Here is a 25,129-nt window from a genome sequence, read left to right on the forward strand (position 1 = left end):
CCGGCTCAGGCGCCGAGGACGGCACGCATCCGTCCGGCTGCACGATCCAGGTGCTCGCTGAAGGGCGCGTCCGAGTCGTCCGCCAACCAGCACGTCAGCGTGGTCTGGAAGAGCTCGGCCGTCACGCCGGCCAGGACCTCGGCCGTGAGCGGTTCCTCGCCCCGACGGAGGAACCCGTCACGGACGGCCAGGCGCAGATCCGCCTGTTTGCGGAGGTCGCGTTCGCGCAGGGCCGGCTCGCTGTCGATGATCTGCCGGGCCGCCCGGATCTCGGCGCGCTGCGGTTCGAAGCGGTGCGCTGCGAGGTCCCGCAGTCCGCGCAGCACGACCGTGACGGGATCGACGTCGCGCGGTGCTGCTGCCAGCATCCGTGTCGCGATCGCCGGGATCTCGTCGTCACCGAAGAAGACTTCGCGTTTGTCGCTGAAGTGCCGGAAGAACGTGCGTCGGGTCAGCCCGGCACGATCGACGATGTCCGGGACGGTGGTCGCGGTGAAGCCGCGCTCGGCGAACAGCTCCATCGCTGCCGTGCGCAACCGGTCGCGGGAGTCAGGAGCCCATCTCGCCATGGCGCTCAGCTTAGGGGTGATGGCACTCCGTGTCATCGTGGGCTAGTGTGATGACACTAGGTGTCATCACCACCAGCGAGAGGTCCACCATGCCCCACAACACCGCCGCCGTGCTCCGCGCACCGCGGACCCCGCTCGTCGTCGAGTCCGCACCCATGCCCGAACCGCGCCCGGACGAGGTCGTCGTCCGGGTCCGTGCGGTCGCGGTCAACCCAGTCGACTGGATCATCCAGGGGACGGGATCGGTGACGTACCGCTGGTTGCCGACCCCCGCGGTCCTCGGGTCGGACGTGGCGGGCGAGGTCGTCGCCGTCGGGTCCGGCGTCACGCGGTTCGCCGTCGGCGACCGGGTGTTCGGGCTCGCGACGGGGACGGACCGGGGGCGTGACCCTCGGCACGAGGGTGCGTTCCAGCAGTACACCGCGCTCCTCGAACGGCTGACGGCGCCCACGCCGGACGGGATGTCCGACGAGCAGGCCGTCGTCGTGCCGCTCGGCGCGTCGACGGCGGCGTGCGCGCTCTTCCAGCCGAGGCACCTCGGGCTGTCGATGCCCGGCGGGGCAGCGCACGTGGACGCAGCGCGCGGGTCGGGCGTCGTGCTCGTGTGGGGAGGGTCGACGAGCGTCGGGATGAACGCCGTGCAGCTCGCGCGTGCCGCCGGGTACGACGTCGTCAGCACCGCGTCGCCGCGGAACGCCGACGCGGTGCGGGCTCTCGGCGCCGACGTCGTCGTCGACCACCACGATCCGGACGCGGTCGCCCAGCTCGTGCAGGGCATCGCCGGGCGCCGCGTCCTGGGGGCGGTCGCGATCGGCACCGGGTCCGCGGACGCCTGCCTGCGGGTGCTGCGTCGGACCGGAGGTGACGTCCTGGCGATGGCGAGCACGTCCGTGTCGCTCGACGGGCTCGCCGGACGCCGGCGCTTGTTCCCGGCGATGCTCCCCGTCTTCACCCGCATCGGGCTCGGCATGGCGGGCTTCACGATCCGTGCGCGTCGTGCCGGGGTGCGCACCGCGTTCATCTGGGGGAGCAGCCTGCGGGACGACGAGGTCGGACGTCGGCTGTGGTCCGAGACGCTGCAGGCAGGGCTCGCCGACGGGACCCTGCAAGCGGTCCCTGCACCCGTGGTCGCCGGCACGGGGCTCGGCGCCGTGCAGGGCGCCCTCGACCGCCAGCGTGCTGGGGTGTCGGCGCAGAAGGTCGTCGTGACCCTCTGACCGGCGGTGGCTCAGCCGGCGAGGAAGGCCCCCACGGCACCGTGCAGCGCGGCGAGGTCCTCGACGTGCACGAGTTCCCGCGCCGAGTGCATCGACAGCAGCCCCACGCCGATGTCCACCGTCGGGATCCCGAGGCGCGTCGCCGCGATCGGGCCGATCGTCGAACCGCCGGGGATCGTGTTGACGTTGACGAACGGCTGGAACGGCACGCCGGCAGCGGCACAGGCGGCAGCGAAGACGGCCTCCCCCTTGGCCTCGGTCATGTAGCGCTGGTTCGCGCTGATCTTGAGGAGCGGACCGCCGCCCGGCCGCGGACGGTTGGTCGGGTCGTGCTTCTCCGAGTAGTTCGGGTGGACCAGGTGCCCGGCGTCGCTCGACAGCAACCACGACGCACGGAACGCCCGCGCGGCATCGGAGCGGCTGGCGCCGAGTCCTTCCTGGACCCGGGCGAGGACGTCCTCGAGGAACGGCCCGCCCGCGCCGGACGGCGTCGCGGACCCGACCTCTTCGTGGTCGAACGCCGCGAACACCGGGATGTGCTCGCCGTCCGCCGGGGCGTCCACGATGCCGCGGAGCCCGGCGTGCACGCTCGTCAGGTTGTCCATGCGGCCGGACGCGAGGAACGACCCGTCGATCCCCACTCGAGCCGGGGCCTGGGTGTCGGCGAGGAAGAGGTCCCACGAGACGGCGGACGCACCGACGCGGGCACGCAGCCAGGCCAGGGCGTCGACGCCGCTGGCCTCGGAGCCGTCGGTGCCGACGACCGGGAGCGTGTGCCGCTGTCGGTCGATCTCGTTGCCGGCGTTGACGCCGCGGTCGAGGTGGATCGCGAGGTTGGGGATCCGCGCCACGGCGTCGGTGCTGAGGAGCGTCACGGTGCCGTCCGTGTGCACGACGCGTCCGGCGATGCGCAGGTCACGGTCGAACCAGGTCGACAGGATCGGGCCGCCGTAGACCTCGACGTTGAGCTGCTCCCAGCCACCGACCCGGACGACGGGGTTGGGCTTGAGGCGGAAGCCGGGGGAGTCCGTGTGGGCGCCGAGGATGCGGAACGGCGTGGTCGCCGTGGCGCCGTCGGGCAGTCGCCAGGCGATGACGGCACCGTCGCGGACGACGACGTACGCACCGGGCTCGGTCGGCCAGGCGTCCTGCTCCGCGAGTTCGACGAACCCGGCGGCGAGGAGCCGGTCGCGGGCCACGGCCGCGGCGTGGAACGCCGTCGGCGACTCGGTGACGAAGTGGGCGAACTCGGAGGCGATGGCGTCGACGGTCACCGGACCATCGTGGCACGGGCCCCTGGCACCCCGACGCAGAACGGGGCGCGTCCGTCGGACGCGCCCCTGTGCCCACGCCGGCCGGTACCGGGGCGACGCGCCAGCGGCGGCCCGGCCGTGACCGGTGGGGAGCCTCCGGTCCGGGCTGGACTAGCTCTGGCTGTGGCCGGCCGAGCCGAGGACCGTCGCGGCCTCACCCACGCGGGCGGCCATCGCCGTCTCGGCGACCTTGCCCCAGGCGCGCGGGTCGTACTGCTTCTTGTTGCCGACCTCGCCGTCGATCTTGAGGACGCCCTCGTAGTTGCTGAACATCGAGCCGGCGATCGAGCGCGTGAACGCGTACTGCGTGTCCGTGTCGATGTTCATCTTGATGACGCCGTTGCGCACCGCCTCGTGGATCTCGTCGTCGGTCGAACCGGAGCCGCCGTGGAAGACGAGGTCGAGCGGGTTCTCGCCGGTGCCGTGCTTGGCGGCGACGGCGGCCTGGATCTCACCGAGGAGTTCCGGCCGGAGCTTGACGTTGCCGGGCTTGTACACGCCGTGCACGTTGCCGAAGGTCAGTGCGGCGATCCAGCGACCACGGTCGCCCAGCCCGAGCGCGTCGACGACCCGCTCGACGTCGCCCGAGGTCGTGTACAGGGCGTCGTTCGTGCCCTCGTGCTCGACGCCGTCCTCTTCGCCGCCGACGACGCCGATCTCGACCTCGAGGATGGCGTTGATGTTGCGGGTCTTCTCGATCATCGTGCGCGCGATCTCGATGTTCTCGTCGAGCGGCACGGCCGAGCCGTCCCACATGTGCGACTGGAAGATCGGGTTGCGTCCGTGGCGGACCTCTTCCTCGCTGGCCGCGATGAGCGGGAGCACGAAGCCGTCGAGGGCGTCCTTCGGGCAGTGGTCCGTGTGCAGCGCGACCGTGATCGGGTAGTTCTTCGCGACCTCGTGGGCGAACTTCGCCATGGCGAGCGCACCGGCGGCACGGTTCTTGACGGTGTGCCCGGCGAAGTAGTCGGCGCCGCCCGTCGTCACCTGCAGGATGCCGTCGGAACCCGCCTCGGTCAGGCCCTGCAGGACCGCGTTGATGGTCTGCGACGAGGACACGTTGACCGCGGGGTAGGCGAACTTGCCGGCCTTCGCGCGGTCGATCATCTCGGCGTACTGTTCCGGCGTTGCGATGGGCACGTGGATCTCCTTCGACTCGGTGGCGTCCGCTCCGATCGTAGTCAGGGCATCCGGGGTGTGACCTGGTCTGCACATCCGTCCGCGCCGTGCGGCCGCTGGGTCTGCCCTCGGTAGGCTGCACGACGTGACTCCCACCACTGAGACCGGCTCCCTGTTCCTCCAGCCCGACCGCAACCTGGCGCTCGAACTCGTGCGTGCGACCGAGGCGGCGGCGATCCGAGCGCAGCCGTGGGTGGGGCGTGGCGAGAAGAACCTGGCCGACGGCGCCGCGGTCGACGCGATGCGCAAGTTCCTCGGCACGGTGAACTTCGACGGTGTCGTCGTGATCGGCGAGGACGAGAAGGACAACGCCCCGATGCTCTACAACGGCGAGCACGTGGGCAACGGCCACGGCCCGGCGTGTGACATCGCGGTCGACCCGATCGACGGCACCTCGCTCACCGCCGCCGGCCGCCAGAACGCCATCTCGGTGATGGCCGTCTCGGACCGTGGCTCCATGTACGACCCGAGCGCCGTGTTCTACATGGACAAGATCGCCGCCGGCCCCGAGGGGCGTGGCGTGCTCGACCTCGAGAAGCCGATCGGCGAGAACATCCGTGCGCTGGCGACGGCGAAGGGCAAGGACCTCGAGGACATGGTCGTCGCCGTGCTCGACCGTCCGCGCCACGACGAGCTCATCCGGGCGATCCGTGCCACGGGCGCCGGGACCCGTCTGCTGCTCGACGGCGACGTCGCCGGCGGGATCGCTGCGGCACTGCCCGGATCGAACATCGACATGTGCGTCGGTGTCGGCGGCACCCCCGAGGGCATCATCACCGCGTGCGCGATCAAGGCGCTCGGCGGGGTCATCCTCGGCAAGCTGCAGCCCAAGGACGACGAGGAGCGCGAGCGCGCGGTCGCGGCCGGTCACGACCTGGACAAGGTCCTCGACCAGGACGACCTGGTCACGGGCGACAACACGTTCTTCGTCGCGACGGGTGTGACCGACGGTGTGCTGGTGGACGGCGTCCGTCGTTCGCGCGGTGTGATCCACACGGACTCGCTCGTGCTGCGGTCGCGCTCGAACACGATCCGTCGCATCCAGGCGGACCACCGCGCCGAGAAGTGGTTCTGATCCGCAGGGTCTGACCCGCTGATCCCGGCCGGCCGGCCGGCCGGTTGGCCAGCCCGAGTCGCGCCCCCGCATGACCATCGCGCCCCGTTCCCACGGGGCGCGATGTGCGTCAGGGGGTGCGATGCGGCCGGGCCGGGCCGGCAAGCGCGGGCCGCCCGCCGGGCCGGGCTGCGCGGCCGGCTAGTCCTCGTCGAGGGCGCCGACGAGCTCGGGAGCGGTCAGCAGGCGCGGCTCGTCCTCGACGGTGGCGGGAGCCGCGATGACCTTCGACTCGTCGAGCAGCGACAGCCGTCGGGCACTCGGGAGCACCTGGCGCTCGAGCGACCCCACGAACCGGTTGTAGTCGACGACGCTGCCCCGGATCGTCCGGCCCAGCTTGTCGACGTGCCCCGCCATCGTCGACAGCCGTCCGTACAGCTCGCGCGACACCCGGAACAGCTCGCGTGCCTCGGCGGTGACGACGTCCTGCTGCCACGAGAACGCCACTGTCTTCAGCACCGACCAGAGGGTGACCGGCGAGGCCAGGGCCACCCGCTGCCGGAACGCGTGGTCGAGCAGCCCGGGGTCGGCGGCCAGGGCGCTCGCGATCAGGGACTCGGACGGGATGAACGCGATCGTGAGCTCGGGGGAGGCGTCGTAGCCGGACCAGTACTCGCGCGCGGCCAGTGCGTCGACGTGCGCCCGCAGCGCCTTGACGTGCTGTGCGATCAGGGCGTCACGTCGGGCACCCTCGGCGCCGCCGGCGGTCGCGGGGATCTCGGCGGCCTGCAGGTAGGCGCTGAACGGCACTTTGGCGTCGACGGCGATGCTCTTGCCCCCGGGCAGGTGCACGATCATGTCGGGTCGCGCGGCACCGGCTGAAGTGGTGACGGAGGACTGCACGTCGAAGTCGACCCGCTCGAGCAGCCCCGCGGCCTCGACCACGTTGCGCAGCTGGGTCTCGCCCCACACGCCGCGCGTGTTGTTCGACGACAGGGCGCTCGCGAGGGTCTCGGCGGTGGCACGCAGGCGCTCCCCGGACTCGGCGGCGGAGCGCAACTGCGTCGCGATCGCGCCGTACTGTTCGCTGCGGGACCGTTCGAGCTCGGCGATCTTGGCGCGCATGACGTCGAGCGTGTCGGCGACGGGGCTGAGGGCGGTCAGGACCTTCGACTCATCCTGGGCCCGGGCGGACTCGGCACCGTGCATGCGCTGCACGAGGTGCTCGAGCTCGGCGGCGCGACGTTCGAGCGAGTCGACCTGTCGCCGGTACTGGGTGTCCTGGGCGTCGAGGCGGTCGTCCGCGTCGTGGCGGACCTCGTCGAGGCGGACACGCAGGGCGTCAGCGGTCGCGACGGCCGTGGCGGCAGTCGCGCCGGAGCGTGCGCGAGCGACCGCGGCGCCCGCCAGGGCGCCGACCAGCAGGCCGAGCAGCAGGCCGATGAGCAGCGCGGTGAAGTCCATGCCCAGACCTTCCCAGGTCCCACCGACAGCGGCGGGGCGGGGCCGTGGCGAGCCTCCAGACCGGTCCAGGACCTGCGGTCCCGCTGCACCGCAGCCATGTAATGACATTAGGCCAAGCACGGTGTACAGTCGTGACCGTCCGCCGATGAAGCCGCACGGAAGGTCCCTCGCGTCGCATGACCAATGAAGCTCCCCACGCCTACGACGTCATCACCATGGGGCGCGTGAGCGTCGACATCTACCCGCAGCAGACCGGCCCGCTCGAGGACGTGACCTCGTTCTCCAAGTCCGTCGGCGGCAGTGCCACGAACGTCGCGATCGCCGCGGCGCAGCACGGCGCGGACACGGCGGTCATCACCCGCACGGGCAACGACCCCTTCGGCCGCTACATCGCCCGGACCCTGCCGGAGTTCGGGGTCGCGAACGCGTTCGTCGAGACGGTGGACGGCCTGAACACCCCCGTGGCGTTCTGCGAGGTCTTCCCGCCGGACGACTTCCCGCTGTACTTCTACCGCGCGCCCAAGGCCCCCGACCTGATGATCACCGCGAAGTCGCTGCCGCTGCACGAGATCGAGCGCGCGCGGGTGTTCTGGACCACGGTCACCGGCCTGAGCGAGGAGCCGAGCCGACAGGCGCACCACGTCGCGTACGCCGCCCGCACCGCCTCCGAGCACGGCACGAAGTCGCACACCGTGCTCGACCTGGACTACCGAGCGATGTTCTGGTCCTCGCCCGAGGCCGCGACGCGCGAGGTCGCCGTCGCCCTCGAGCACGCCACCGTCGCCGTCGGCAACCGCGAGGAGTGCGAGGTCGCGGTCGGCGAGACCGACCCCGTCCGCGCCGCCGACGCGCTCCTCGAGCGCGGCGTCGAGGTCGCGATCGTGAAGCAGGGTCCGAAGGGCGTCCTCGCCAAGACCCGCGACGAGTTCGTCGAACTCCGCCCGCACCGCATCGACGTCGTCAACGGGCTCGGTTCCGGCGACGGCTTCGGCGGTGCACTCACCCACGGACTCCTGCAGGGGTGGGGCCTGGAGCGGACGCTCGCGTTCGCGAACGCCGCCGGCGCGATCGTCGCCACGCGGTTCGAGTGCTCCACGGCGATGCCGACGAGCGACGAGATCGAGCAGTTCCTGCAGCAGAACCCGACGGAGGAGGCAGTCAGTGCCTGAGATCAGCAGCACGACGTTCCAGCGGCTCCGCGACGCGCGCGCGAACGCGCCCGAGACCATCGCGGACACCCTCGCGGCCCGGACCAGGCGCCCGCTGCTCGGTGACGACGGCAAGCTCTTCATCGTCGCCGCCGACCACCCGGCCCGCGGCGCCCTCGCCGTCCGCGACGACGAGTCCGCGATGGCCGACCGCTACGACCTGCTCGAACGGCTCGTGGTGGCGATCGGGCGGCCCGGCGTGGACGGCGTGCTCGGCACACCGGACATCCTCGAGGACCTCGCGCTCCTCGGCGCCCTCGACGGCAAGGTCGTCGTCGGTTCCATGAACCGCGGAGGGCTCCGCGGTTCGACGTTCGAGATGGACGACCGCTACACCGCGTACTCGGCGGCCGCCATCGCCCGTGCCGGGCTCGACTTCGCCAAGCTCCTGGTGCGCGTGAACCTCGCCGACGCCGGGACCGCACCGACGCTCGAGGCCACCGCCCGCGCGGTGTCCGAGGCCGCGGCGCACCGGCTGCCGATCATGCTCGAGCCCTTCATGTCGGACTGGCGGGACGGCCGCGTCGTCAACGACCTGTCGGCCGAGGCCGTCATCACGTCCATGGCGATCGCCGCGGGGCTCGGCGAGACGAGCGCGTACAGCTGGCTCAAGATCCCGGTGGTCGACGACATGGAGCGCGTGATGGCGGCGACGACGCTGCCCACGCTGCTGCTGGGCGGCGACCCGTCGTCCCGACCGCTCGAGACGTACGCCCGGTGGGCGGACGCGCTGGCCCTGCCGGGGGTGCGCGGACTCGTCGTCGGACGCACCCTGCTGTACCCGCCCGACGGCGACGTGGCCTCGGCCGTCGACGTCGCCGCCGGTCTCGTCCACAGTGACGCCGCGCGCAGCGGTTCCGTCGACAGCGGTGCCGTCCACAGCCTGGAGGCCCGGACCGGGTCGTCCACAGATCCGTACGACCCAGCCGCGCGGCTCGCCGGCGCCAGCACCATGGACTCGTCCATCCCGGAAGGAAGCACCGCATGACGACCACCGACCAGGTCACCACCACCGTCGGCCACTGGATCGACGGCACGCACGTCGCCTCGACCTCCGGCCGGACCGCTCCCGTGTACGACCCCGCCCTCGGCGTCGCGACGAAGCAGGTCGCCCTGGCGGACGAGCGCGAGATCCAGGCAGCGATCGCCAGTGCCAAGGCGGCGTTCCCCGCGTGGAGCGAGCTGTCCCTGTCCAAGCGCCAGCAGATCCTCTTCGCCTTCAGGGAGGTCCTGAACCGCGACAAGGCCGAGCTCGCCGAGATCATCACGAGCGAGCACGGCAAGGTCATCGACGACGCACTGGGTGAGATCGCCCGTGGTCAAGAGGTCGTCGAGCTCGCGACGAGCATCCCGCAGCTGCTCAAGGGCGAGTTCAGCGACCAGGTGTCCACCGGGATCGACGTCTACTCGATCCGCCAGCCGCTCGGTGTCGTCGGCATCATCAGCCCGTTCAACTTCCCGGCCATGGTGCCGCTGTGGTTCCTGCCGATCGCGATCGCCGCGGGCAACACCGTCGTGCTGAAGCCGAGCGAGAAGGACCCGAGCGCCGCCATCTGGCTCGCGCGGAAGTTCCAGGAAGCCGGGTTGCCCGACGGGGTCTTCACCGTCCTGAACGGCGACAAGGCCGCGGTCGACGGGCTGCTCACCAGCCCCGACGTCGAGTCGATCTCCTTCGTCGGGTCGACCCCGATCGCGCAGTACGTCTACGAGACCGGCACGAAGCACGGCAAGCGCGTGCAGGCCCTCGGCGGCGCGAAGAACCACATGCTCGTGCTCCCGGACGCCGACCTCGACCTGGTCGCGGACAACGCGATCAACGCGGGCTTCGGGTCGGCGGGCGAGCGCTGCATGGCGATCTCGGTCGTCGTCGTGGTCGAGCCCGTCGCCGACGAGCTCATCCAGAAGATCTCCGAGCGCGCGGCGACGCTGCGCATCGGCGACGGTCGTCGCGGCTGCGACATGGGTCCGCTCGTCACGCAGCAGCACCGCGACAAGGTGGCCTCCTACATCGAGGTCGCCGAACAGGACGGTGCCGTGGTCGTGGTCGACGGCCGTGACGTGCAGCCCGACGGTGACGAGAACGGGTTCTGGCTCGGCCCGACGCTGATCGACCGCGTCCCGACGACCAGCCGCGTCTACACCGAGGAGATCTTCGGCCCCGTGCTGTCGGTCGTCCGTGTGGACTCGTACGAGGCGGGCCTCGAGCTCATCAACTCCGGCGCCTTCGGCAACGGCACCGCGATCTTCACCAACGACGGTGGCGCTGCCCGGCGGTTCCAGCGCGACGTGCAGGTCGGCATGATCGGCATCAACGTCCCGATCCCGGTCCCCGTGGCGTACTACTCGTTCGGCGGCTGGAAGAACTCACTGTTCGGCGACCACAAGGCGTACGGCGCCGACGGCGTGAGCTTCTTCACCCGCCAGAAGGCCATCACCTCGCGCTGGTTGGACCCGTCGCACGGCGGCATCAACCTCGGCTTCCCGTCGAACGGCTGATCGCGGCATGACGAACGACACCTGGTTCATCCCCCGGGGGAGCCGGTCCGAAGACGGCTGGACCGACGTGGTCGACGACCGCATCGACGGCTGGACGCACACCGGTCTGCGCACGGGCACCGTCACGGACGGCGGCGAACTCCGCCTGGCCTCGGCGGCGGTCGAGCGCATCGTCGTGCCCCTCGCCGGCAGCTTCCACGTCGCCTTCGCCGGCAGTGCGGGCACGGGGTCGCAGTCGCTCGAGGGTCGCGCGAGCGTCTTCGACGGCCCGACCGACGTGCTCTACCTGGGCTCCGGTTCGTCGGCCACGATCACCGGCTCCGGTCGGATCGCCGTAGCCGAGGTCCCGACCGACCAGGTCAAGGCGAGCACGTACATCGCGCGCCAGGACGTGCCGGTCGAGCTCCGCGGCGCCGGACAGTCCAGCCGTCAGGTGCACAACTTCGGCACCCCGGCCGCGCTCGATGCGGTGAAGGCGATCGTGTGCGAGGTCATCACGCCGGCGGGCAACTGGTCGTCGTACCCGCCGCACAAGCACGACACGACCGTGCCGGGCCACGAGTCCGACCTCGAGGAGATCTACTACTACGAGTCCGCCGTGGCCCGTGGTGTCGACGCTCCCGACACCGCCGAGCCGTTCGCGCTGCACCGCACGTACGCCTCGGACGACCGCCCGATCGACGAGTTCCGCCAGGTCCGCACCGGCGACATCGCGCTGGTGCCGTACGGCTGGCACGGTCCCGCCGTGGCCGCCCCGGGCTACGACATGTACTACCTCAACGTGATGGCCGGGCCCGACCCGGAGCGCGTCTGGAACATCACCGACGACCCTGCGCACGGCTGGGTCCGGCAGGTCTGGGAGTCGGAAGACATCGACCCGCGCCTGCCCTACGGAAGGAAGAACGCGTGACCGAGACGCGCCGCATGACCGTCGGCCAGGCCCTGGTCGAGTTCCTGGCGAACCAGTGGACCGTCGACGGTGACGTCCGCGAACGCACCATCCCGGGGATCTTCGGCATCTTCGGGCACGGCAACGTCGCCGGCGTGGGCCAGGCCATCAAGCAGCTCCACGTCGAACAGCCGGGCCTGCTGCCCTACCACCAGGCCCGCAACGAGCAGGCCATGGTGCACCAGGCCGTGGCGTTCGCGCGGATGCACCGTCGTCGCGCGACCTTCGCCGCCACGGCGTCGGTCGGTCCCGGCGCGGCCAACATGCTGACGGCGGCGGCACTCGCCACGACGAACCGGCTGCCCGCGCTGCTGCTGCCGTCGGACACCTTCGCCACCCGCACGACCGATCCGGTGCTGCAGCAGATCGAGATGCCGCACGACACCTCACTCCAGGTCACGGACGCGTTCCGCCCGCTCTCGCGCTACTTCGACCGGGTCGAACGCCCCGAGCAGCTCTTCTCGATCGCGCTCGCCGCGATGCGGGTCCTGACCGACCCCGCCGAGACGGGTGCGGTCACGATCGCGCTGCCCGAGGACGTGCAGGCCGAACAGTTCGACGTCCCGGTCGCCTTCCTGCAGCCGCGCGACTGGCACATCCGCCGACCGCTGCCCGAACGCGGCCCGCTGGCGCGAGCCGTCGCCGCGATCCGTGGCGCATCCCGTCCCGTGGTCGTTGCCGGCGGTGGCGTGCTGTACTCCGACGCCGCGGCCGAGCTCGCCGCGTTCGTCGAGGCGACCGGCATCCCCGTCGGCACCTCGCAGGCCGGCGGCGGGTCACTCGTGTGGGACCACCCGCAGTACCTCGGCGGCATCGGTGCGACCGGGACCGCCGCGGCCAACGCGATCGCCGCACAGGCCGACGTCGTGATCGGGATCGGTACGCGGTACAGCGACTTCACGACGGCGTCACGCACCGCCTTCCAGGACCCGGACGTCACGTTCGTCAACGTCAACGTCGCCGCGTTCGACGCGTACAAGCACGGCTCGCAGCTGCCGCTGGTCGCGGATGCGCGGGAGTCGCTGGTCGCGCTGCACGAGGAGCTCGCGTCGTACTCGGTGGACGCCGGGTACGCCGACGAGGTCGCGACACGCAAGCGGGACTGGGACGCCGTCGTCGACGCCGCGTTCGCCCCGTCGGGCAATGCCCTGCCGGGCCAGACGGAGATCATCGGCGCGGTGCAGTCCGTCACGGACCCGCGCGACGTCGTGATCCAGGCAGCCGGGTCGTTGCCCGGGGACCTGCACAAGCTCTGGCGCGTGCGCGACGAGCTCGGGTACCACGTCGAGTACGCGTTCTCGTGCATGGGCTACGAGATCGCCGGCGGGATCGGAGTCCGTCGAGCCGCTCCGGACCGCGACGCGATCGTGATGGTCGGCGATGGCTCGTACCTGATGCTGCACACCGAACTCGTCACGGCGGTGGCCGAGGGGATCAAGATCATCGTCGTGCTCATCCAGAACCACGGGTACGCCTCGATCGGGCACCTGTCCGAGACCGTCGGGTCCGAGCGCTACGGCACGCGGTACCGCTACCTGGACGAGACGCAGTCGTTCGAGAACGGGGACCCGCTGCCCGTCGACCTGGCGGCGAACGCCCGGTCGTACGGTGTCGACGTCATCGAGGTCCAGCCCGGTCCGGACGCCATCCAGGGCCTCAAGGCCGCAGTGCGCCAGGCGAAGGCGAACGACCACACCACCCTCGTCCACGTCAACTCCGACCCGCTCGTGTACGCACCGGACGGCAACGGGTGGTGGGACGTGCCCGTCGCACAGACCTCGACGCTGCCGAGCACCCAGCAGGCCCGATCCGCGTACGAGCAGCAGGTCGCCGCCCAGCGGCCCCTGCTCGGTTGATCCACACCGCCCCGCACAGAAGGAAGACGACGCCGTCATGACCGACACCGCCAACGCCGCCTCGATCCGCATCGGCACCGCCCCTGACTCGTGGGGCGTATGGTTCGCCGACGACCCGAAGCAGGTGCCGTGGCAGCGCTTCCTCGACGAGGCCAGCGCCGCCGGGTACCAGTGGATCGAGCTCGGCCCCTACGGGTACCTGCCGACCGACCCGGCACAGCTGTCCGACGAGCTCGAGTCGCGCGGGCTGCAGCTGTCCGCCGGCACGGTGTTCACCGGGTTCCACAAGGGCGACGACCAGTTCCAGCGTGCCTGGGACCAGGCCGTCGCGGTCGCCGGGCTGGCAGCAGCGCTCGGCGCCGAGCACCTGGTCACGATCCCCGACCTGTGGCGTTCCGACGCCACCGAAGCGGTCCTGGAACCGCGCACGCTCGACGACGACCAGTGGCAGCGTCTGGGCAAGGGGCACGACCAGCTGGGCAAGGCGCTGCTCGAGGAGTTCGGCGTCCACCAGCAGTTCCACACCCACGCCGACAGCCACGTGGGCACGTACAAGGAGACCGTGCGGTTCCTGTCCGTCACGGACCCGCAGTACACGAACCTGTGCCTCGACACCGGGCACTTCGCCTACTACGGCGGCGACAACCTCAAGCTGATCGCGGAGCACCCCGACCGCATCGGCTACCTGCACCTCAAGCAGGTCGACACCGACCTGCTGTTCGACGTCCTGAAGAACGACGTGCCGTTCGCCACCGCCGTGGCCCAGGGCATCATGACCGAGCCGCCGAACGGCACCCCGGAACTCGCCCCGGTCATCGAGGCCGTCGCCCGGATCAACCCCGACGTCTTCGGCATCGTCGAACAGGACATGTACGGCTGCTCCGTCGACGCACCCGGGCCGATCGCCGAGCGCACGTTCCAGCACATCCTCGGCTCGACCTCGGCCGCTCGCGCGTCCTGACGCACCGCGATCCACCACACCACTGCAGGAGCACAGCATGAGCACCACTGACAACCTCCGCGTCGCCGTCGTCGGCGCGGGCGCCATGGGCAGCGACCACATCCGTCGCATCACCGCGACCATCGCCGGCGCCGACGTCGTCGCGATCGTCGACCCTGACACCGCGCGTGCGACCGCCGCCGCCGGGAACGCACCGGGCGCGATCACCGCCGCGTCGTTCGAGGACGCACTCGACAGCACCGAGATCGACGCGGTCATCGTGGCCACGCCGGGCTTCCTGCACGAGCCGGTCCTGGTGCCGGCGATCGAGCGCGGTCTGGCCGTGCTGTGCGAGAAGCCGCTCACGACGAGCGCCGAGGACTCGCTGCGGATCATCGAGCTCGAACAGTCCTCGTCGGACCGGCCGAAGATCCAGGTCGGGTTCATGCGTCGGTTCGACAAGGGCTACCAGGAGCTCCGCGCCCTGCGGCAGTCCGGCGCCAACGGGGCACTGCTCGCGCTGCACCACGCGCACCGCAACCCGACCACGCCGCCGAACTTCAGCGAGTCGATGCTCATCCACGACTCGGTGATCCACGAGATCGACATCATCCCGTTCATCACGGGCGAGGCGATCACGAGCGTCGAGGTGAAGAAGCCGCGCCGGAACTCCCTGGCGCCGGCGGACCTGCCCGAGCCGCAGTTCGTCCTGTTCACCACCCAGTCCGGCACCATGGCGATCGTCGAGATCAACGTGAACGCGCAGTTCGGGTACCAGGTGACGACCGATGCCGTGTTCGAGTCCGGCGTCGCCTACATCGGGCGTGAGACGTCGCTCAACCTCGTGTCGCAGGGCGTCTCCGGACAAGGCGTCACGCCGTCCTTCGTCGAGCGCTTCGGGGCCGCCTACGACGAAGAGGTCCAGCGCTGGGTGAACGCCGCGCGCAGCGGTGGCATCGACGGCCCCAGCGCCTGGGACGGTTACACGGCGTCGGTCGTGGCCGAGGTCGCGGTCCGCGCGCAGCAGACCGGCGCACTCGAGACGGTCACCTACGCCACGGCGAAGCCGGCGTTCTACGACACCGCCGACACGGCGCCGCAGGGGGCGTAGCCCGTGCCGAAGATCGCCCTCGACCCCACGCCGTTCCACCACGACCTGTCGCTGCTCGAGTTCCCGCAGAAGGTGGCCGACCTGGGGTACGAGTACCTGCAGCTGACCCCGCACCGTGACTTCATCCCGTTCTTCCGGCACCCCAAGGCCGACGACGACCTGGTCGACGCGTTCGCCGCCGCGTGCGCGGACGCCGGGGTGCAGGTGGCCAGTGTGCTGCCGGTCCTGCGCTGGTCGGGCCCGGACCGCGAGACCCGCGAGACCGCGGTCAAGCAGTGGAAGCGGGTGATCGAGATCACCAAGCGCCTGGGCGTCGACACCATCAACACCGAGTTCTCCGGCCGTCCCGAGCGCGCAGAGGAGTCCGAAGCACAGTTCTACTGGGCGATGGAGGAACTCCTGCCGATCATCGAGGACGCCGACCTGCGCGTGCTCATCGATCCGCATCCCGACGACTTCGTCGAGGACGGGCTCGAGGCACTCCGGGTCATCCGCGGCCTGAACTCGAAGCACGTCGGGTTCGTCTACGTGGCCTGCCACACGTTCCACTACGGCGGGGACATGGACGCCGTCATCGACGCCGCGGGGGACTCCCTGGGGCTGGTGCACGTGGCCGATGCCTTCGACCACCGCCGGTCACACGGGCTCCGCTACATCACGAACCCGCCGGGCAACGCCGTGCGCGTCCACCAGCATCTGCCGGTCGGACAGGGCGACGTCGACTTCGACCGGTTCTGGGCAGCGCTCGACCGCGTCGGGTTCTCGGCACGCCCGGACACCGTCGCGGTGTCGAGTGTCTTCGCCGAGGACGAGAACGCCGACCAGGTCTCCCGCGCGCAACTCGACACGATCACGAAGGGACTGCATCGATGACGACGGCACCCACGACCGCACCCACGGCGGCAACCGCGGCAACCGCACCGACGGCGGACACCCGCGCCGCGACGGCGACCACCGACCCCCGTCCCGTCACGCTGCAGGCCGCCGAGCAGACGCCGACCGCCCTGTGGAACGACTCCGCCGACCCGCGCGAGCTGTCCACCGCCATCCACCGGTACGGCGCCGTCGGGGCCACGTGCAACCCGGTCATCGCCTACACCTGCATCAAGCAGGACCCCGACACGTGGGTGCCGCGCATCCGGCAGATCGCGGCGGAGCACCCGACCGCGGGGGAGTCCTGGATCGGCTGGAAGGCTGTGGAGGAGCTCTCGATCGCGGCGGCCGCGCAGCTCCTGCCAGCGTTCGAGGCCTCCGGCGGGCGCAACGGCCGCCTGTCGATGCAGACCGATCCGCGCCTGCACCGCGACCAGGACGCCCTGGTCGAGCAGGCCGTGCGGTTCTCCGGCCTCGCGCCGAACATCATCGTGAAGATCCCCGCGACGAAGACCGGGATCGCCGCGATCGAGGAAGCCGCCTACCGCGGGGTCTCGATCAACGCAACGGTGTCGTTCACGGTGGCCCAGGTCGTCGCCGTGGGCGAGGCCATCGAGCGTGCCCTCGACCGACGTGCTGCCGACGGACTCCCCGAGCAGGAGTTCGGCCACGTCGTCACGCTCATGGCCGGGCGCCTGGACGACTGGCTGAAGACCGCCATCAAGCGCGACCACGTGCTGATCGACCCCGGGTACCTGGAGTGGGCCGGTGTCGCCGCGGTGAAGCACGCGTACCGGGTCTTCCAGCAGCGCGAGTTCCGCTCGCGGGTGCTCGTCGCTGCGTTCCGGAACGCGCTGCAGTGGTCCGAGTTCCAGGGCGGCGACCTGGTCGTCTCCCCGCCGTTCCAGTGGTCCGAGGACATCAACGACAACGCGGTCCCGTTCCGCCCGGACGCCATCGACGACGAGGTCCCCGCCCACGTGCTCGACGCCCTGCGTGCGGCGACGCCCGAGTTCGCCCGCGGGTACGACGTCGACGGCATGACGATCGACGAGTTCGACCGGTTCGGCGCCACGGTGACGACCCTGCGCCAGTTCCTGGACGCCGACGCGCAGCTCGACGCCCTGGTCCGCGACGTGCTCATCCCGGCGGCATGAACCCGACGAGCGGCCCGACGACGATCGGCGTCGGCCTGATCTCCGTCGGCTGGATGGGGCGGCTGCACTCGCGGGCGTACCGGGCGCTGCCCGACCACTTCCCGGAACTCGGCGTGCAGCCGCGGCTCGTGCTGGCGGCCGACCCCGTTCCCGAGGCTCGCCACCAGGCCGTCGACCGTCTCGGCTACGAGAGCGCCGTCGCCGACTACCACGAGGTGCTCGCCGACCCCGAGGTCGACGTCGTCTCGATCTGCTCGCCGAACTTCCTGCACCGCGAGATGGCGGTCGCCGCGGCGGCAGCCGGCAAGCCGTTCTGGATCGAGAAGCCGATGGGCCGGTACGCCAGCGACTCGCGTGCGATCCACGACGCCGTCCAGCGCGCCGGGGTCATCACGAGCGTCGGGTTCAACTACCGGCACGCCCCCGCGATCGAACGCGCACGCGAACTCGTCCGGAGTGGTCGACTCGGCCGGATCACGAACGTCCGCGGGTCGCTCCTGGCGGACTACTCCTCCGACCCCGACGCACCGCTGACCTGGCGCTTCGAGCGCGAGCGCGCGGGCTCGGGCGTGCTCGGCGACCTGCTCTCACACGGTCTCGACCTGGCGCAGTACGTCGTGGGGCGGATCGCGAGCGTCACGGCCCTGGCCGAGACCGTGATCACGGACCGGCCGGTACCCGGTGCCGGGATCGTCGATCGGTCTGCTGCCGCCACGGGGGAGCGCAAGCCCGTCGAGAACGAGGACTACGCCGCCCTGCTCTTCCGCTTCGCCGACGGTGCCGTCGGCACGATGGACTCCAGTCGGGTGATGCACGGGCCGCACGCCGAGTACACGTTCGAGGTGTACGGCACCCGCGGCTCGGTGCGCTGGGACTTCCAGCGCCTCAACGAACTGCAGGTCGCCCTCGACGGGCAGGACGTCGACGGGTACGTCACGCACTTCGTCGCACCCGGCGACGGCGACTTCGCGCGGTTCCAGCCCGGAGCCGGCACCGCGATGGGCTACGACGACCTGAAGACCATCGAGGCGGCGCAGTTCATCGCGAGCGTCCGTCGCGGGGAGCAGCTCGCGCCGTCGGTCGCCGACGGCCTCTCGGCCGCGTCGATCGTCGAGGCGGCTGAAGCCTCGCTCGTGGACGGCGCCTGGCACGACGTCGCGCAGGTCGACGGAGCACTCACCTACGCGGCGGCGACCCCGGTGATCTAGACGCACCGCCACGACGGACGGGAGGCCCGGTGCCAGCTGGTACCGGGCCTCCCGTCCGTCATCGCGATCACCGGGCCACCCGACCGTGGTACTTTGTCAGGACAAAGTCCCGAACCGCAGGAGGCACCATGCCGCTCGTCCGCATCGACCTGACCACCGGCCGCACCCCCGAAGCCGTCCGTGGGATCGCCGACGCGATCCACACGGCCATCGTCGACGTGTACGGCATCCCGCCCCGCGACCGGTTCCAGGTCATCACGGAGCACCCGGCCCAGCAGATCATCGCCGAGGATGCCGGACTGGGCTTCGAGCGCACCGAGGGCGTCGTCATGATCCAGGTCTTCACGCAGCGCGGGCGCAGCGACGACGCCAAGCAGGAGCTGTACCGGGCGATCCACGATCGTCTGGCCGCGGCCGGGGTCGTCTCCGAGGACGTGTTCATCGGCTACGTCGAGAACGGTCCCCAGGACTGGTCCTTCGGGTTCGGTCGGGCGCAGTACGTCACCGGCGAGCTCGGGGTGCCCGCCTCGGCGTGACGGCGGCCCGAGCCGGCCGCTGCCGGCTCACTTGTCGACGAGGGTGACCTCGAACGAGTACCGGTCGGGGCGGTAGCAGTGCACGCCGTACTCGACCGCTCGACCCGAGGCGTCGTACGCGGTGCGGCTCATCGTCAGGACGGGGTCGCCGTCCTCGATCTCGAGCAGGCCGGCTTCGTCACCGGTGACCGCGCGGGCCCCGATCCGCTGCTTGGCCACGCGCATCGTGACGCCCCGGCCGCGCAGCAGCTGGTACAGCCCGTGCGTCTGCAGGTCCTCGTCGGTGATCTCGAGGAACTCCGGTGGCAGGTAGTTCTCGAGGATCGCCATCGGGACGTCCTCGGCGAAGCGCACGCGGCGGATGTGCGCGACGAGCGTGCCGGGATCGACACCGAGGGCCTCGGCGACGATGTCCGACGCGGGGACGTCGTCACGGGTCAGGAGCTTCGTTGCAGGCTGCTGGGACCCCTGCGCCAGGTCGTCGTACAGGCTCGTGAGCTCGACCTTGCGCGTGACGGGACCGTGGACGACCTGCGTGCCGATGCCACGACGGCGTACCAGCAGCCCCTTGTCGACGAGGTCCTGGATCGCTCGACGGATCGTGGGGCGCGACAGGCCGAGGCGCTCCCCGAGGGCGATCTCGTTCTCGAGCCGCGCGCCGGGGGGCATCGCGCCGGAGCGGATCGACTCCTCGATGCGCGAGGCGACCTGGAAGTACAGGGGCATCGGACCCGACCGGTCCAGGTCCATGAACAGGTCGGACGGCAGCTGGCCTTCGTTGGTCATCGCGGTCCTTCAGGGAGTGCGTGGTGCAGACGGGAGCACGCGGCATCGGCGCCGCGGACATTGTCGTGACAATACCACCGGGCCTCGGCACGGCCGGGTGCTGCACCCGTCAGTGCTCGACGGCGGCCTTGAGCTTCGCGAGTCCCCGGTCGAAGTCGCCCCCGAGGAGCTTGTCCATGTCGATGAAGACACCCATGACCCGGGACATCAGGTTCGTCGGGCTCGTCATCGTCCAGACCACCCGGGTGCCGCTGTCGACCTCGTGCAGTCGGAAGGCGGCAGCGCTGGTCGAGCGGAACGGGGCCGTGAACCGCAGGTCGACGTCGATCTCGGTGGGAGCGGTCCGTGTGAGTTCCATGGTGCCGGCGCCGGCTTTCCGGTTCCCCTTCCAGGCGTAGGACGACCCGACCGCACCGGGTGTGCCGCTGTACGTGCGCTGCAGCGCCGGATCCTGGCCTTCCCACGGAGACCACTGCACCCAGCGGTGGAAGTCCGCCAGGTACGGCGCGATCTCCGCCGGGCGAGCGGCGATGACGGTCTCGCGGGTGATCGTGCTGGTCTCGGCCATGGGCAGAGGGTAGCGGCGGCGCGTCCGCAGCGGGAGGGTCAGTCGGCGAAGATCATCGGGCGGTTCGACAGCCGCACCTGGTTCGCCGGACGGGGCTTCTCGGCCCGCACCCGCACGGGGTCGATCGTCACACGGGTGGCTGCGCCGAGCGCTTCGACGGTGTCGGCGTCGTGCCGGCCGGCGGCGTGCACGACGATGGCGGCGCAGGCCTCGGCGTCAGCGGCTGCGTCGTGGTGCTGGAACCCCTCGAAACCGGCGGCCATCGCGGCGACCGGCAGCCGGTAGGAGTCGAGCGTGTAGGTCTTGCGCGCGACCTGCAGCGAGCACAGGGAGTGGTGCTCGCCGAGTTCGATGCCCGTTGCCGAACACCCGCCCGCGATCACGCCCATGTCGAACCGCGCGTTGTGCGCCACCAGCACGTCACCGGCGGCGAACGCCACGATGTCCGGGTACTGCTGCTCCCAGGTCTTGGCGCGGACGACGTCCTCGGCGACGATGCCGTGGATGCGTGTGTTCCACTCGAGGAAGGCGTCGTGCCCGAACGGCGGCCGGATGAACCACGACGCCCGCTCGACGACCCGACCCGACCGGACCTTGACGAGGCCGACGGAACAGGCGCTTGCGGGCGAGCTGTTGGCGGTCTCGAAGTCGATCGCGGTGAAGTCCAGTGACACGTTCCGATGGTCGCACGGGGTTCCGACATCGCTCGAACCGACTGCGGCGTTGCGTCAGGCGACCGGTCGGTCAGCGTCGTCGGGCTCGTCGCGTCCCACGTCGACGGCGGGCTGTCGTCCGCCAGGTCGCCGCCCGCCGTGCCCGTTGCGCCGCCCACCACGGGTCGAGGATCGTCCCCACCAGCTCGAACGCCACCGCCGCTGCGTCCAGACGCCACCGCGGATCAAGCTGCTGCACGTGCGCCGTGAACGCCGGGGCGAAGTCGTCCGTCACCGCGGGGAACGCCATCTCGGCCGGCGGGGTCGCTGCCCGCCAGCGGTCCTCCGCCGCGTGGTCGATCGCCGCGTCGTCCGGGTCGTACTCCACCAGGACGTCGGCCTCGAGCTCGGCCAGCGCGTCGTGCAGCGCCTCGAGCTCCCGCGGCGGCAGCGACTCCAGCGCCGTCACCGTCTCCGGGGCGAAGTACCGCCGTTGCTCCCGTGCGTCGAGTCCCACCGAGTGGACCCCCAGCCCGTCGCGTTCGAACCACATGACCGTCCTCCGTCCGTTCGTCCCCGCGACCAGGCTGGCACGTCGGGCGCGGACCTGTGTGCCAGCAGCGCGGTTCCGGACGGACTGGAGGCCCGGTCGGCTCCGGCGGGCAGCCGCCGGTAGGCTCTTCTTCCGTGGCTCTCACCATCGGAATCGTCGGTCTCCCGAACGTCGGCAAGTCGACCCTGTTCAACGCCCTCACCAAGAACCAGGTCCTGGCGGCGAACTACCCGTTCGCCACCATCGAGCCGAACGTCGGCGTGGTGAACCTGCCGGACGCGCGGCTCGACCGGCTGGCCGAGCTGTTCCACTCCGACAAGACGGTGCCCGCGCCGGTGTCGTTCGTCGACATCGCCGGCATCGTCAAGGGCGCCAGCGAGGGCGAGGGCCTGGGCAACAAGTTCCTGGCCAACATCCGCGAGGCCGACGCCATCGCCCAGGTGGTCCGTGGCTTCGCCGACGACGACGTCGTGCACGTCGCGAACAAGGTCTCCCCGAAGGACGACCTCGAGGTCATCAACACCGAGCTGATCCTGGCTGACATCGAGACCATCGACAAGGCGCTCCCGCGCTACGAGAAGATGCTCAAGCTCAAGCAGGCCGAGCCGATCGTCCTCGAGACGGCGAAGGAAGCCCGCGCCGCGCTCGAGCAGGGCACGCTGCTGTCCGCGACCTCGATCGACCTCGAGCCGATCAAGGAGCTCGGGCTGCTCAGCGCCAAGCCCTTCATCTTCGTGTTCAACGTGGACGAGGCGATCCTGACCGACCAGTCCCGCAAGGACGAGCTCTCCGCGCTCGTCGCCCCGGCCCAGGCCGTGTTCCTCGACGCCCAGGTCGAGTCCGAGCTCATCGACCTCGACCCGGCCGACGCCGCCGAGCTGCTCGAGTCCACCGGCCAGACCGAGTCGGGGCTCGACCAGCTCGCCCGCATCGGTTTCGACACCCTCGGGCTCCAGACCTACCTGACCGCCGGGCCCAAGGAGTCGCGGGCCTGGACGATCGGCAAGGGGTGGAAGGCCCCTCAGGCTGCCGGCGTGATCCACACCGACTTCGAGAAGGGCTTCATCAAGGCCGAGGTCATCTCGTACGAGGACCTCATCGAGACGGGCTCCATCGCCGAGGCTCGCTCCGCCGGCAAGGCCCGCATCGAGGGCAAGGACTACGTCATGCAGGACGGCGACGTCGTGGAGTTCCGCTTCAACAACTAGGCGTTCTTCGCGGTGTGCACGAGCGCTCTCTGGGCACCTGTGAACTTTTTGTCGTCGGTGCTTCACTGGGTTATGGCCGTCTCACCGATGTTCCCGCTGGGATCAGTGCTGTTCCCATTCGTGCCCATCCAGCTGCGGATCTTCGAGCCTCGGTATCTCACGCTGGTCGGCCGCTTGCTCGACGAGGATGAACCCGAGTTCGGCGTCGTCCTCATCGAGCGCGGATCAGAAGCCGGGGGTGGCGACCAGCGCGCCTCGGTCGGGACGATGGCGCGTCTCGTGAGCGCCGCCGCGGGCGCCGACGACCTGTTCATCGTCGGCCTGGGGACCCGGCGGTTCACGGTCGAACGTTGGGTCGACGAGGATCCGTTCCCGCGGGCCGAGCTTTCGATCCTGCCGGATCTCGAATGGTCCGAGACGCTCGCACCCCTGCGGGACCAGGCAGAAGCAGCTGTTCGCCGCTTGATCGTTCGCGCCGCGGGGGCCCAGTCGGATGACGACATCGAGCTGTCGGACGATCCAGTCGCAGCCGTCTGGCAACTGGCGGCGATCGCCCCGCTGGGTGATTACGACAATTACACCCTGTTGAGGTCGACGACCTTGGGTGGTCTCCTGCGTCAACTGATCGATCTGGTCCTCGAGGCCGAGGAGCTCTGGTCCGCCGAGTGAGGCTTCTCACCACCGTTCACCACCTCTGGGGTTCCGCGGCAACTCATGCTGGTCGGCCCAGGTGTCTCTGCTTCGCATGGACATGCAAAGGTCATGCTTCGGATGGTCGGAACTCGGTGGAGTTCCGCTGCAACAACGAGGGCTGTCCCGGTGTCAGGAGCCGGAGACCGCTCCGTCGTCCCCTACGGAAGTTCGTTCTGCGTTCTGACGAATCCGGTTCGCTGCGCTCGGCGTCCGCGGACCGGATTCGTCACCGCGCATCTGCAACTGCCGTCCGCAGCGGTACGGTGACGCCATGACGTACACCGTGGACTTCGTCGACGTCTCCACCACGGGCCTCGAGACCTCGCCGGTCGCCGACGCCCTTGCCGGTCTCCGCGCCAACGAGGCCCGGTACTACAAGAACAAGTACGACCACGTGTTCGTCACCAGCACGGTTGACGAAGCCCCCGAGGTCCTGGCGTACATCGAGAAGGTGCTCAAGGACGAGCGGGACATCGTGATCGGGTCGCCCGCGCTCGAGGTGTCGGCCTTCGAGGTCGGCGGGCTGCGCATGGCCTACGTCTTCTACGAGTCCGGCCTGGCCATCAACGTGATGTACGCGATCGAGGACGGCGGCAAACGTGCGGTCGGGTTCAAACTCTCGATGGGGATGGAGGTCCCCGAGGAGCTCAGCTCGTTCAAGTTCGCCCGGCAGCGGTCGAAGCTGGCGGGGGAGATCCGCGGGTCGTACTTCGTCGTCAAGGGTCAGTACTGACACTCAGCCCCGCAGTGTCAGGACCTCGGCGCCGTCCTCGGTGATGGCGATGGTGTGCTCGCTGTGCGCGGTGCGTGCCCCGGTGGCACTCCGCAGCGTCCATCCATCGTCGTCCGTGACGAGCTCGTCGGTGTCGGCCATGACCCAGGGCTCCAGCGCCAGCAGCAGTCCCGGCCGGAGCGTGTAGCCGCGCCCGGCTCGGCCGTCGTTCGCGATGTGCGGGTCGCCGTGCATCGTGGAGCCGACCCCGTGTCCGCCGAACTGCAGGTTGATCGGGTAGCCGGCGTCCTGCAGGACCGATCCGATCGCGTGGGACAGGTCGCCGATCTTCGAACCGGGCACCGCGGCGGCGATGCCGGCGGCCAGGGCGCGCTCGGTCGTCTCGATCATCGCCAGGTCGGACGGGTCGGCACCCGTGCCGACGACGAAGCTCACCGCGGAGTCCGCGACGACGCCGTCGAGCGAGACGGCCAGGTCGAGCGTCAGCAGGTCGCCGTCGCGCAGCACCTGGTCGCGAGGGAGCCCGTGCAGCACCGCGTCGTTGACCGAGGTGCAGATGTAGTGCGCGAACGGCCCTCGGCCGAAGGACGGTGCGTAGTCGACGTAGCAGGACTCGGCACCGGCATCGAGGATCATCGCCTTCGTCCACGCGTCGATCTCGAGCAGGTTCGTCCCGACCCGGACGCGTCCCTGCAGCGTGTGCAGGATGTGTCCCACGAGGGCGCCGACCGCACGAGCACGGGGGAGTTCGGATGGGGCGAAGATCTCGATCATGCCGACAACTGTACCGGTATTGTTGTCGGCA

25 protein-coding genes are annotated in these 25,129 nt (G+C 70.5%); 16 read left to right on the plus strand and 9 right to left on the minus strand.

The window, feature by feature from the left end; genetic code table 11:
* Positions 1-5: 5 nt before the first annotated feature.
* The gene (locus tag DEJ13_RS04335) at positions 6-569 is read right to left on the minus strand and encodes a TetR family transcriptional regulator (protein ID WP_111107252.1); all 564 of its coding nucleotides are present in this window, start codon (positions 567-569) and stop codon (positions 6-8) included.
* Between the two features lie 89 nt (positions 570-658).
* Here DEJ13_RS04335 and DEJ13_RS04340 point away from each other — a divergent pair, with 89 nt between their 5' ends.
* Complete coding sequence (locus DEJ13_RS04340) at positions 659-1,786, plus strand: zinc-binding alcohol dehydrogenase family protein (RefSeq protein WP_111107253.1); 1,128 nt, start codon at positions 659-661, stop codon at positions 1,784-1,786.
* A gap of 11 nt (positions 1,787-1,797) precedes the next feature.
* On the opposite strand, the gene DEJ13_RS04345 is transcribed toward DEJ13_RS04340, so the two are convergent.
* Together DEJ13_RS04345 and fbaA are read right to left on the minus strand one after the other, a co-directional pair.
* A complete protein-coding gene (locus DEJ13_RS04345) occupies positions 1,798-3,060 on the minus strand; it encodes a M18 family aminopeptidase (protein ID WP_111107254.1) in 1,263 nt (420 codons plus the stop codon).
* 150 nt (positions 3,061-3,210) lie between these two features.
* On the minus strand, positions 3,211-4,239 hold the full coding sequence (gene fbaA / locus DEJ13_RS04350) for a class II fructose-bisphosphate aldolase (protein WP_056122350.1): 1,029 nt from the start codon (positions 4,237-4,239) through the stop codon (positions 3,211-3,213).
* Between the two features lie 124 nt (positions 4,240-4,363).
* On the opposite strand from fbaA, the gene glpX reads away from it, so the two are divergent.
* Positions 4,364-5,353, plus strand: coding sequence for a class II fructose-bisphosphatase (gene glpX / locus DEJ13_RS04355; RefSeq protein ID WP_111107255.1), 990 nt, complete (start codon positions 4,364-4,366; stop codon positions 5,351-5,353).
* Between the two features lie 180 nt (positions 5,354-5,533).
* On the opposite strand, the gene DEJ13_RS04360 is transcribed toward glpX, so the two are convergent.
* Positions 5,534-6,796, minus strand: a complete 1,263-nt coding sequence (locus DEJ13_RS04360) for a DNA recombination protein RmuC (protein ID WP_111107256.1) — start codon at positions 6,794-6,796, stop codon at positions 5,534-5,536.
* Positions 6,797-6,972: 176 nt separating this feature from the next.
* Here DEJ13_RS04360 and iolC point away from each other — a divergent pair, with 176 nt between their 5' ends.
* The 11 genes from iolC (at position 6,973) to DEJ13_RS04415 (ending at position 19,130) form a co-directional block, all read left to right on the plus strand.
* Positions 6,973-7,965, plus strand: coding sequence for a 5-dehydro-2-deoxygluconokinase (gene iolC, locus DEJ13_RS04365; protein ID WP_111107257.1), 993 nt, complete (start codon positions 6,973-6,975; stop codon positions 7,963-7,965).
* The gene (locus tag DEJ13_RS04370) at positions 7,958-8,992 is read left to right on the plus strand and encodes a class I fructose-bisphosphate aldolase (RefSeq protein WP_111107258.1); all 1,035 of its coding nucleotides are present in this window, start codon (positions 7,958-7,960) and stop codon (positions 8,990-8,992) included. Before iolC ends, DEJ13_RS04370 begins: the two co-directional genes overlap by 8 nt.
* A complete protein-coding gene (locus tag DEJ13_RS04375; protein ID WP_111107259.1) occupies positions 8,989-10,500 on the plus strand; it encodes a CoA-acylating methylmalonate-semialdehyde dehydrogenase in 1,512 nt (503 codons plus the stop codon). Before DEJ13_RS04370 ends, DEJ13_RS04375 begins: the two co-directional genes overlap by 4 nt.
* Before the next feature lie 7 nt (positions 10,501-10,507).
* On the plus strand, positions 10,508-11,410 hold the full coding sequence (iolB, locus tag DEJ13_RS04380; protein WP_111107260.1) for a 5-deoxy-glucuronate isomerase: 903 nt from the start codon (positions 10,508-10,510) through the stop codon (positions 11,408-11,410).
* 14 nt (positions 11,411-11,424) lie between these two features.
* Positions 11,425-13,305, plus strand: a complete 1,881-nt coding sequence (iolD, locus tag DEJ13_RS04385; RefSeq protein WP_181437069.1) for a 3D-(3,5/4)-trihydroxycyclohexane-1,2-dione acylhydrolase (decyclizing) — start codon at positions 11,425-11,427, stop codon at positions 13,303-13,305.
* A gap of 37 nt (positions 13,306-13,342) precedes the next feature.
* Positions 13,343-14,266: a sugar phosphate isomerase/epimerase family protein gene (locus tag DEJ13_RS04390; protein WP_111107262.1), complete on the plus strand. Its 924-nt coding sequence runs from the start codon at positions 13,343-13,345 to the stop codon at positions 14,264-14,266.
* Positions 14,267-14,303: 37 nt separating this feature from the next.
* On the plus strand, positions 14,304-15,356 hold the full coding sequence (locus DEJ13_RS04395; RefSeq protein ID WP_111107263.1) for a Gfo/Idh/MocA family protein: 1,053 nt from the start codon (positions 14,304-14,306) through the stop codon (positions 15,354-15,356).
* Between the two features lie 3 nt (positions 15,357-15,359).
* On the plus strand, positions 15,360-16,229 hold the full coding sequence (locus DEJ13_RS04400) for a sugar phosphate isomerase/epimerase family protein (protein WP_111107264.1): 870 nt from the start codon (positions 15,360-15,362) through the stop codon (positions 16,227-16,229).
* Positions 16,226-17,386, plus strand: a complete 1,161-nt coding sequence (locus DEJ13_RS04405; protein ID WP_258374124.1) for a transaldolase family protein — start codon at positions 16,226-16,228, stop codon at positions 17,384-17,386. The genes DEJ13_RS04400 and DEJ13_RS04405 overlap by 4 nt, the downstream gene beginning before the upstream one ends.
* Complete coding sequence (locus tag DEJ13_RS04410) at positions 17,383-18,594, plus strand: Gfo/Idh/MocA family protein (protein ID WP_111107265.1); 1,212 nt, start codon at positions 17,383-17,385, stop codon at positions 18,592-18,594. The genes DEJ13_RS04405 and DEJ13_RS04410 overlap by 4 nt, the downstream gene beginning before the upstream one ends.
* A 128-nt stretch (positions 18,595-18,722) precedes the next feature.
* On the plus strand, positions 18,723-19,130 hold the full coding sequence (locus DEJ13_RS04415; protein WP_111107266.1) for a tautomerase family protein: 408 nt from the start codon (positions 18,723-18,725) through the stop codon (positions 19,128-19,130).
* 27 nt (positions 19,131-19,157) lie between these two features.
* Here the strand turns inward: DEJ13_RS04415 and DEJ13_RS04420 are convergent, their stop codons facing one another.
* The 4 genes from DEJ13_RS04420 to DEJ13_RS04435 form a co-directional block, all read right to left on the minus strand.
* Entirely contained in the window at positions 19,158-19,916 is a 759-nt protein-coding gene (locus DEJ13_RS04420; protein ID WP_056122312.1) for a GntR family transcriptional regulator, read from the minus strand.
* A 109-nt stretch (positions 19,917-20,025) separates the two neighbouring features.
* Positions 20,026-20,484: an SRPBCC family protein gene (locus tag DEJ13_RS04425; RefSeq protein WP_111107267.1), complete on the minus strand. Its 459-nt coding sequence runs from the start codon at positions 20,482-20,484 to the stop codon at positions 20,026-20,028.
* Positions 20,485-20,522: 38 nt separating this feature from the next.
* Complete coding sequence (locus DEJ13_RS04430) at positions 20,523-21,158, minus strand: exonuclease domain-containing protein (RefSeq protein ID WP_056122307.1); 636 nt, start codon at positions 21,156-21,158, stop codon at positions 20,523-20,525.
* Positions 21,159-21,228: 70 nt separating this feature from the next.
* Positions 21,229-21,690 carry a hypothetical protein gene (locus tag DEJ13_RS04435; protein WP_111107268.1) on the minus strand — a complete coding sequence of 154 codons (462 nt, stop codon included), beginning with the start codon at positions 21,688-21,690 and terminating at the stop codon, positions 21,229-21,231.
* A gap of 134 nt (positions 21,691-21,824) precedes the next feature.
* On the opposite strand from DEJ13_RS04435, the gene ychF reads away from it, so the two are divergent.
* The 3 genes from ychF to DEJ13_RS04450 all read left to right on the plus strand — a co-directional run bounded on the left by ychF (position 21,825) and on the right by DEJ13_RS04450 (position 24,324).
* On the plus strand, positions 21,825-22,898 hold the full coding sequence (gene ychF / locus DEJ13_RS04440) for a redox-regulated ATPase YchF (protein ID WP_111107269.1): 1,074 nt from the start codon (positions 21,825-21,827) through the stop codon (positions 22,896-22,898).
* 72 nt (positions 22,899-22,970) lie between these two features.
* Positions 22,971-23,567 carry an LON peptidase substrate-binding domain-containing protein gene (locus DEJ13_RS04445; protein WP_056123845.1) on the plus strand — a complete coding sequence of 199 codons (597 nt, stop codon included), beginning with the start codon at positions 22,971-22,973 and terminating at the stop codon, positions 23,565-23,567.
* A gap of 295 nt (positions 23,568-23,862) precedes the next feature.
* Positions 23,863-24,324, plus strand: a complete 462-nt coding sequence (locus tag DEJ13_RS04450; protein WP_111107270.1) for a DUF8821 family protein — start codon at positions 23,863-23,865, stop codon at positions 24,322-24,324.
* A 3-nt stretch (positions 24,325-24,327) separates the two neighbouring features.
* Here the strand turns inward: DEJ13_RS04450 and map are convergent, their stop codons facing one another.
* Entirely contained in the window at positions 24,328-25,098 is a 771-nt protein-coding gene (gene map, locus DEJ13_RS04455; protein ID WP_111107271.1) for a type I methionyl aminopeptidase, read from the minus strand.
* Between the last annotated feature and the right edge of the window lie 31 nt (positions 25,099-25,129).

The sequence above is a fragment of the Curtobacterium sp. MCLR17_007 genome, from assembly GCF_003234655.2.
Classification (GTDB): Bacteria; Actinomycetota; Actinomycetes; order Actinomycetales; family Microbacteriaceae; genus Curtobacterium.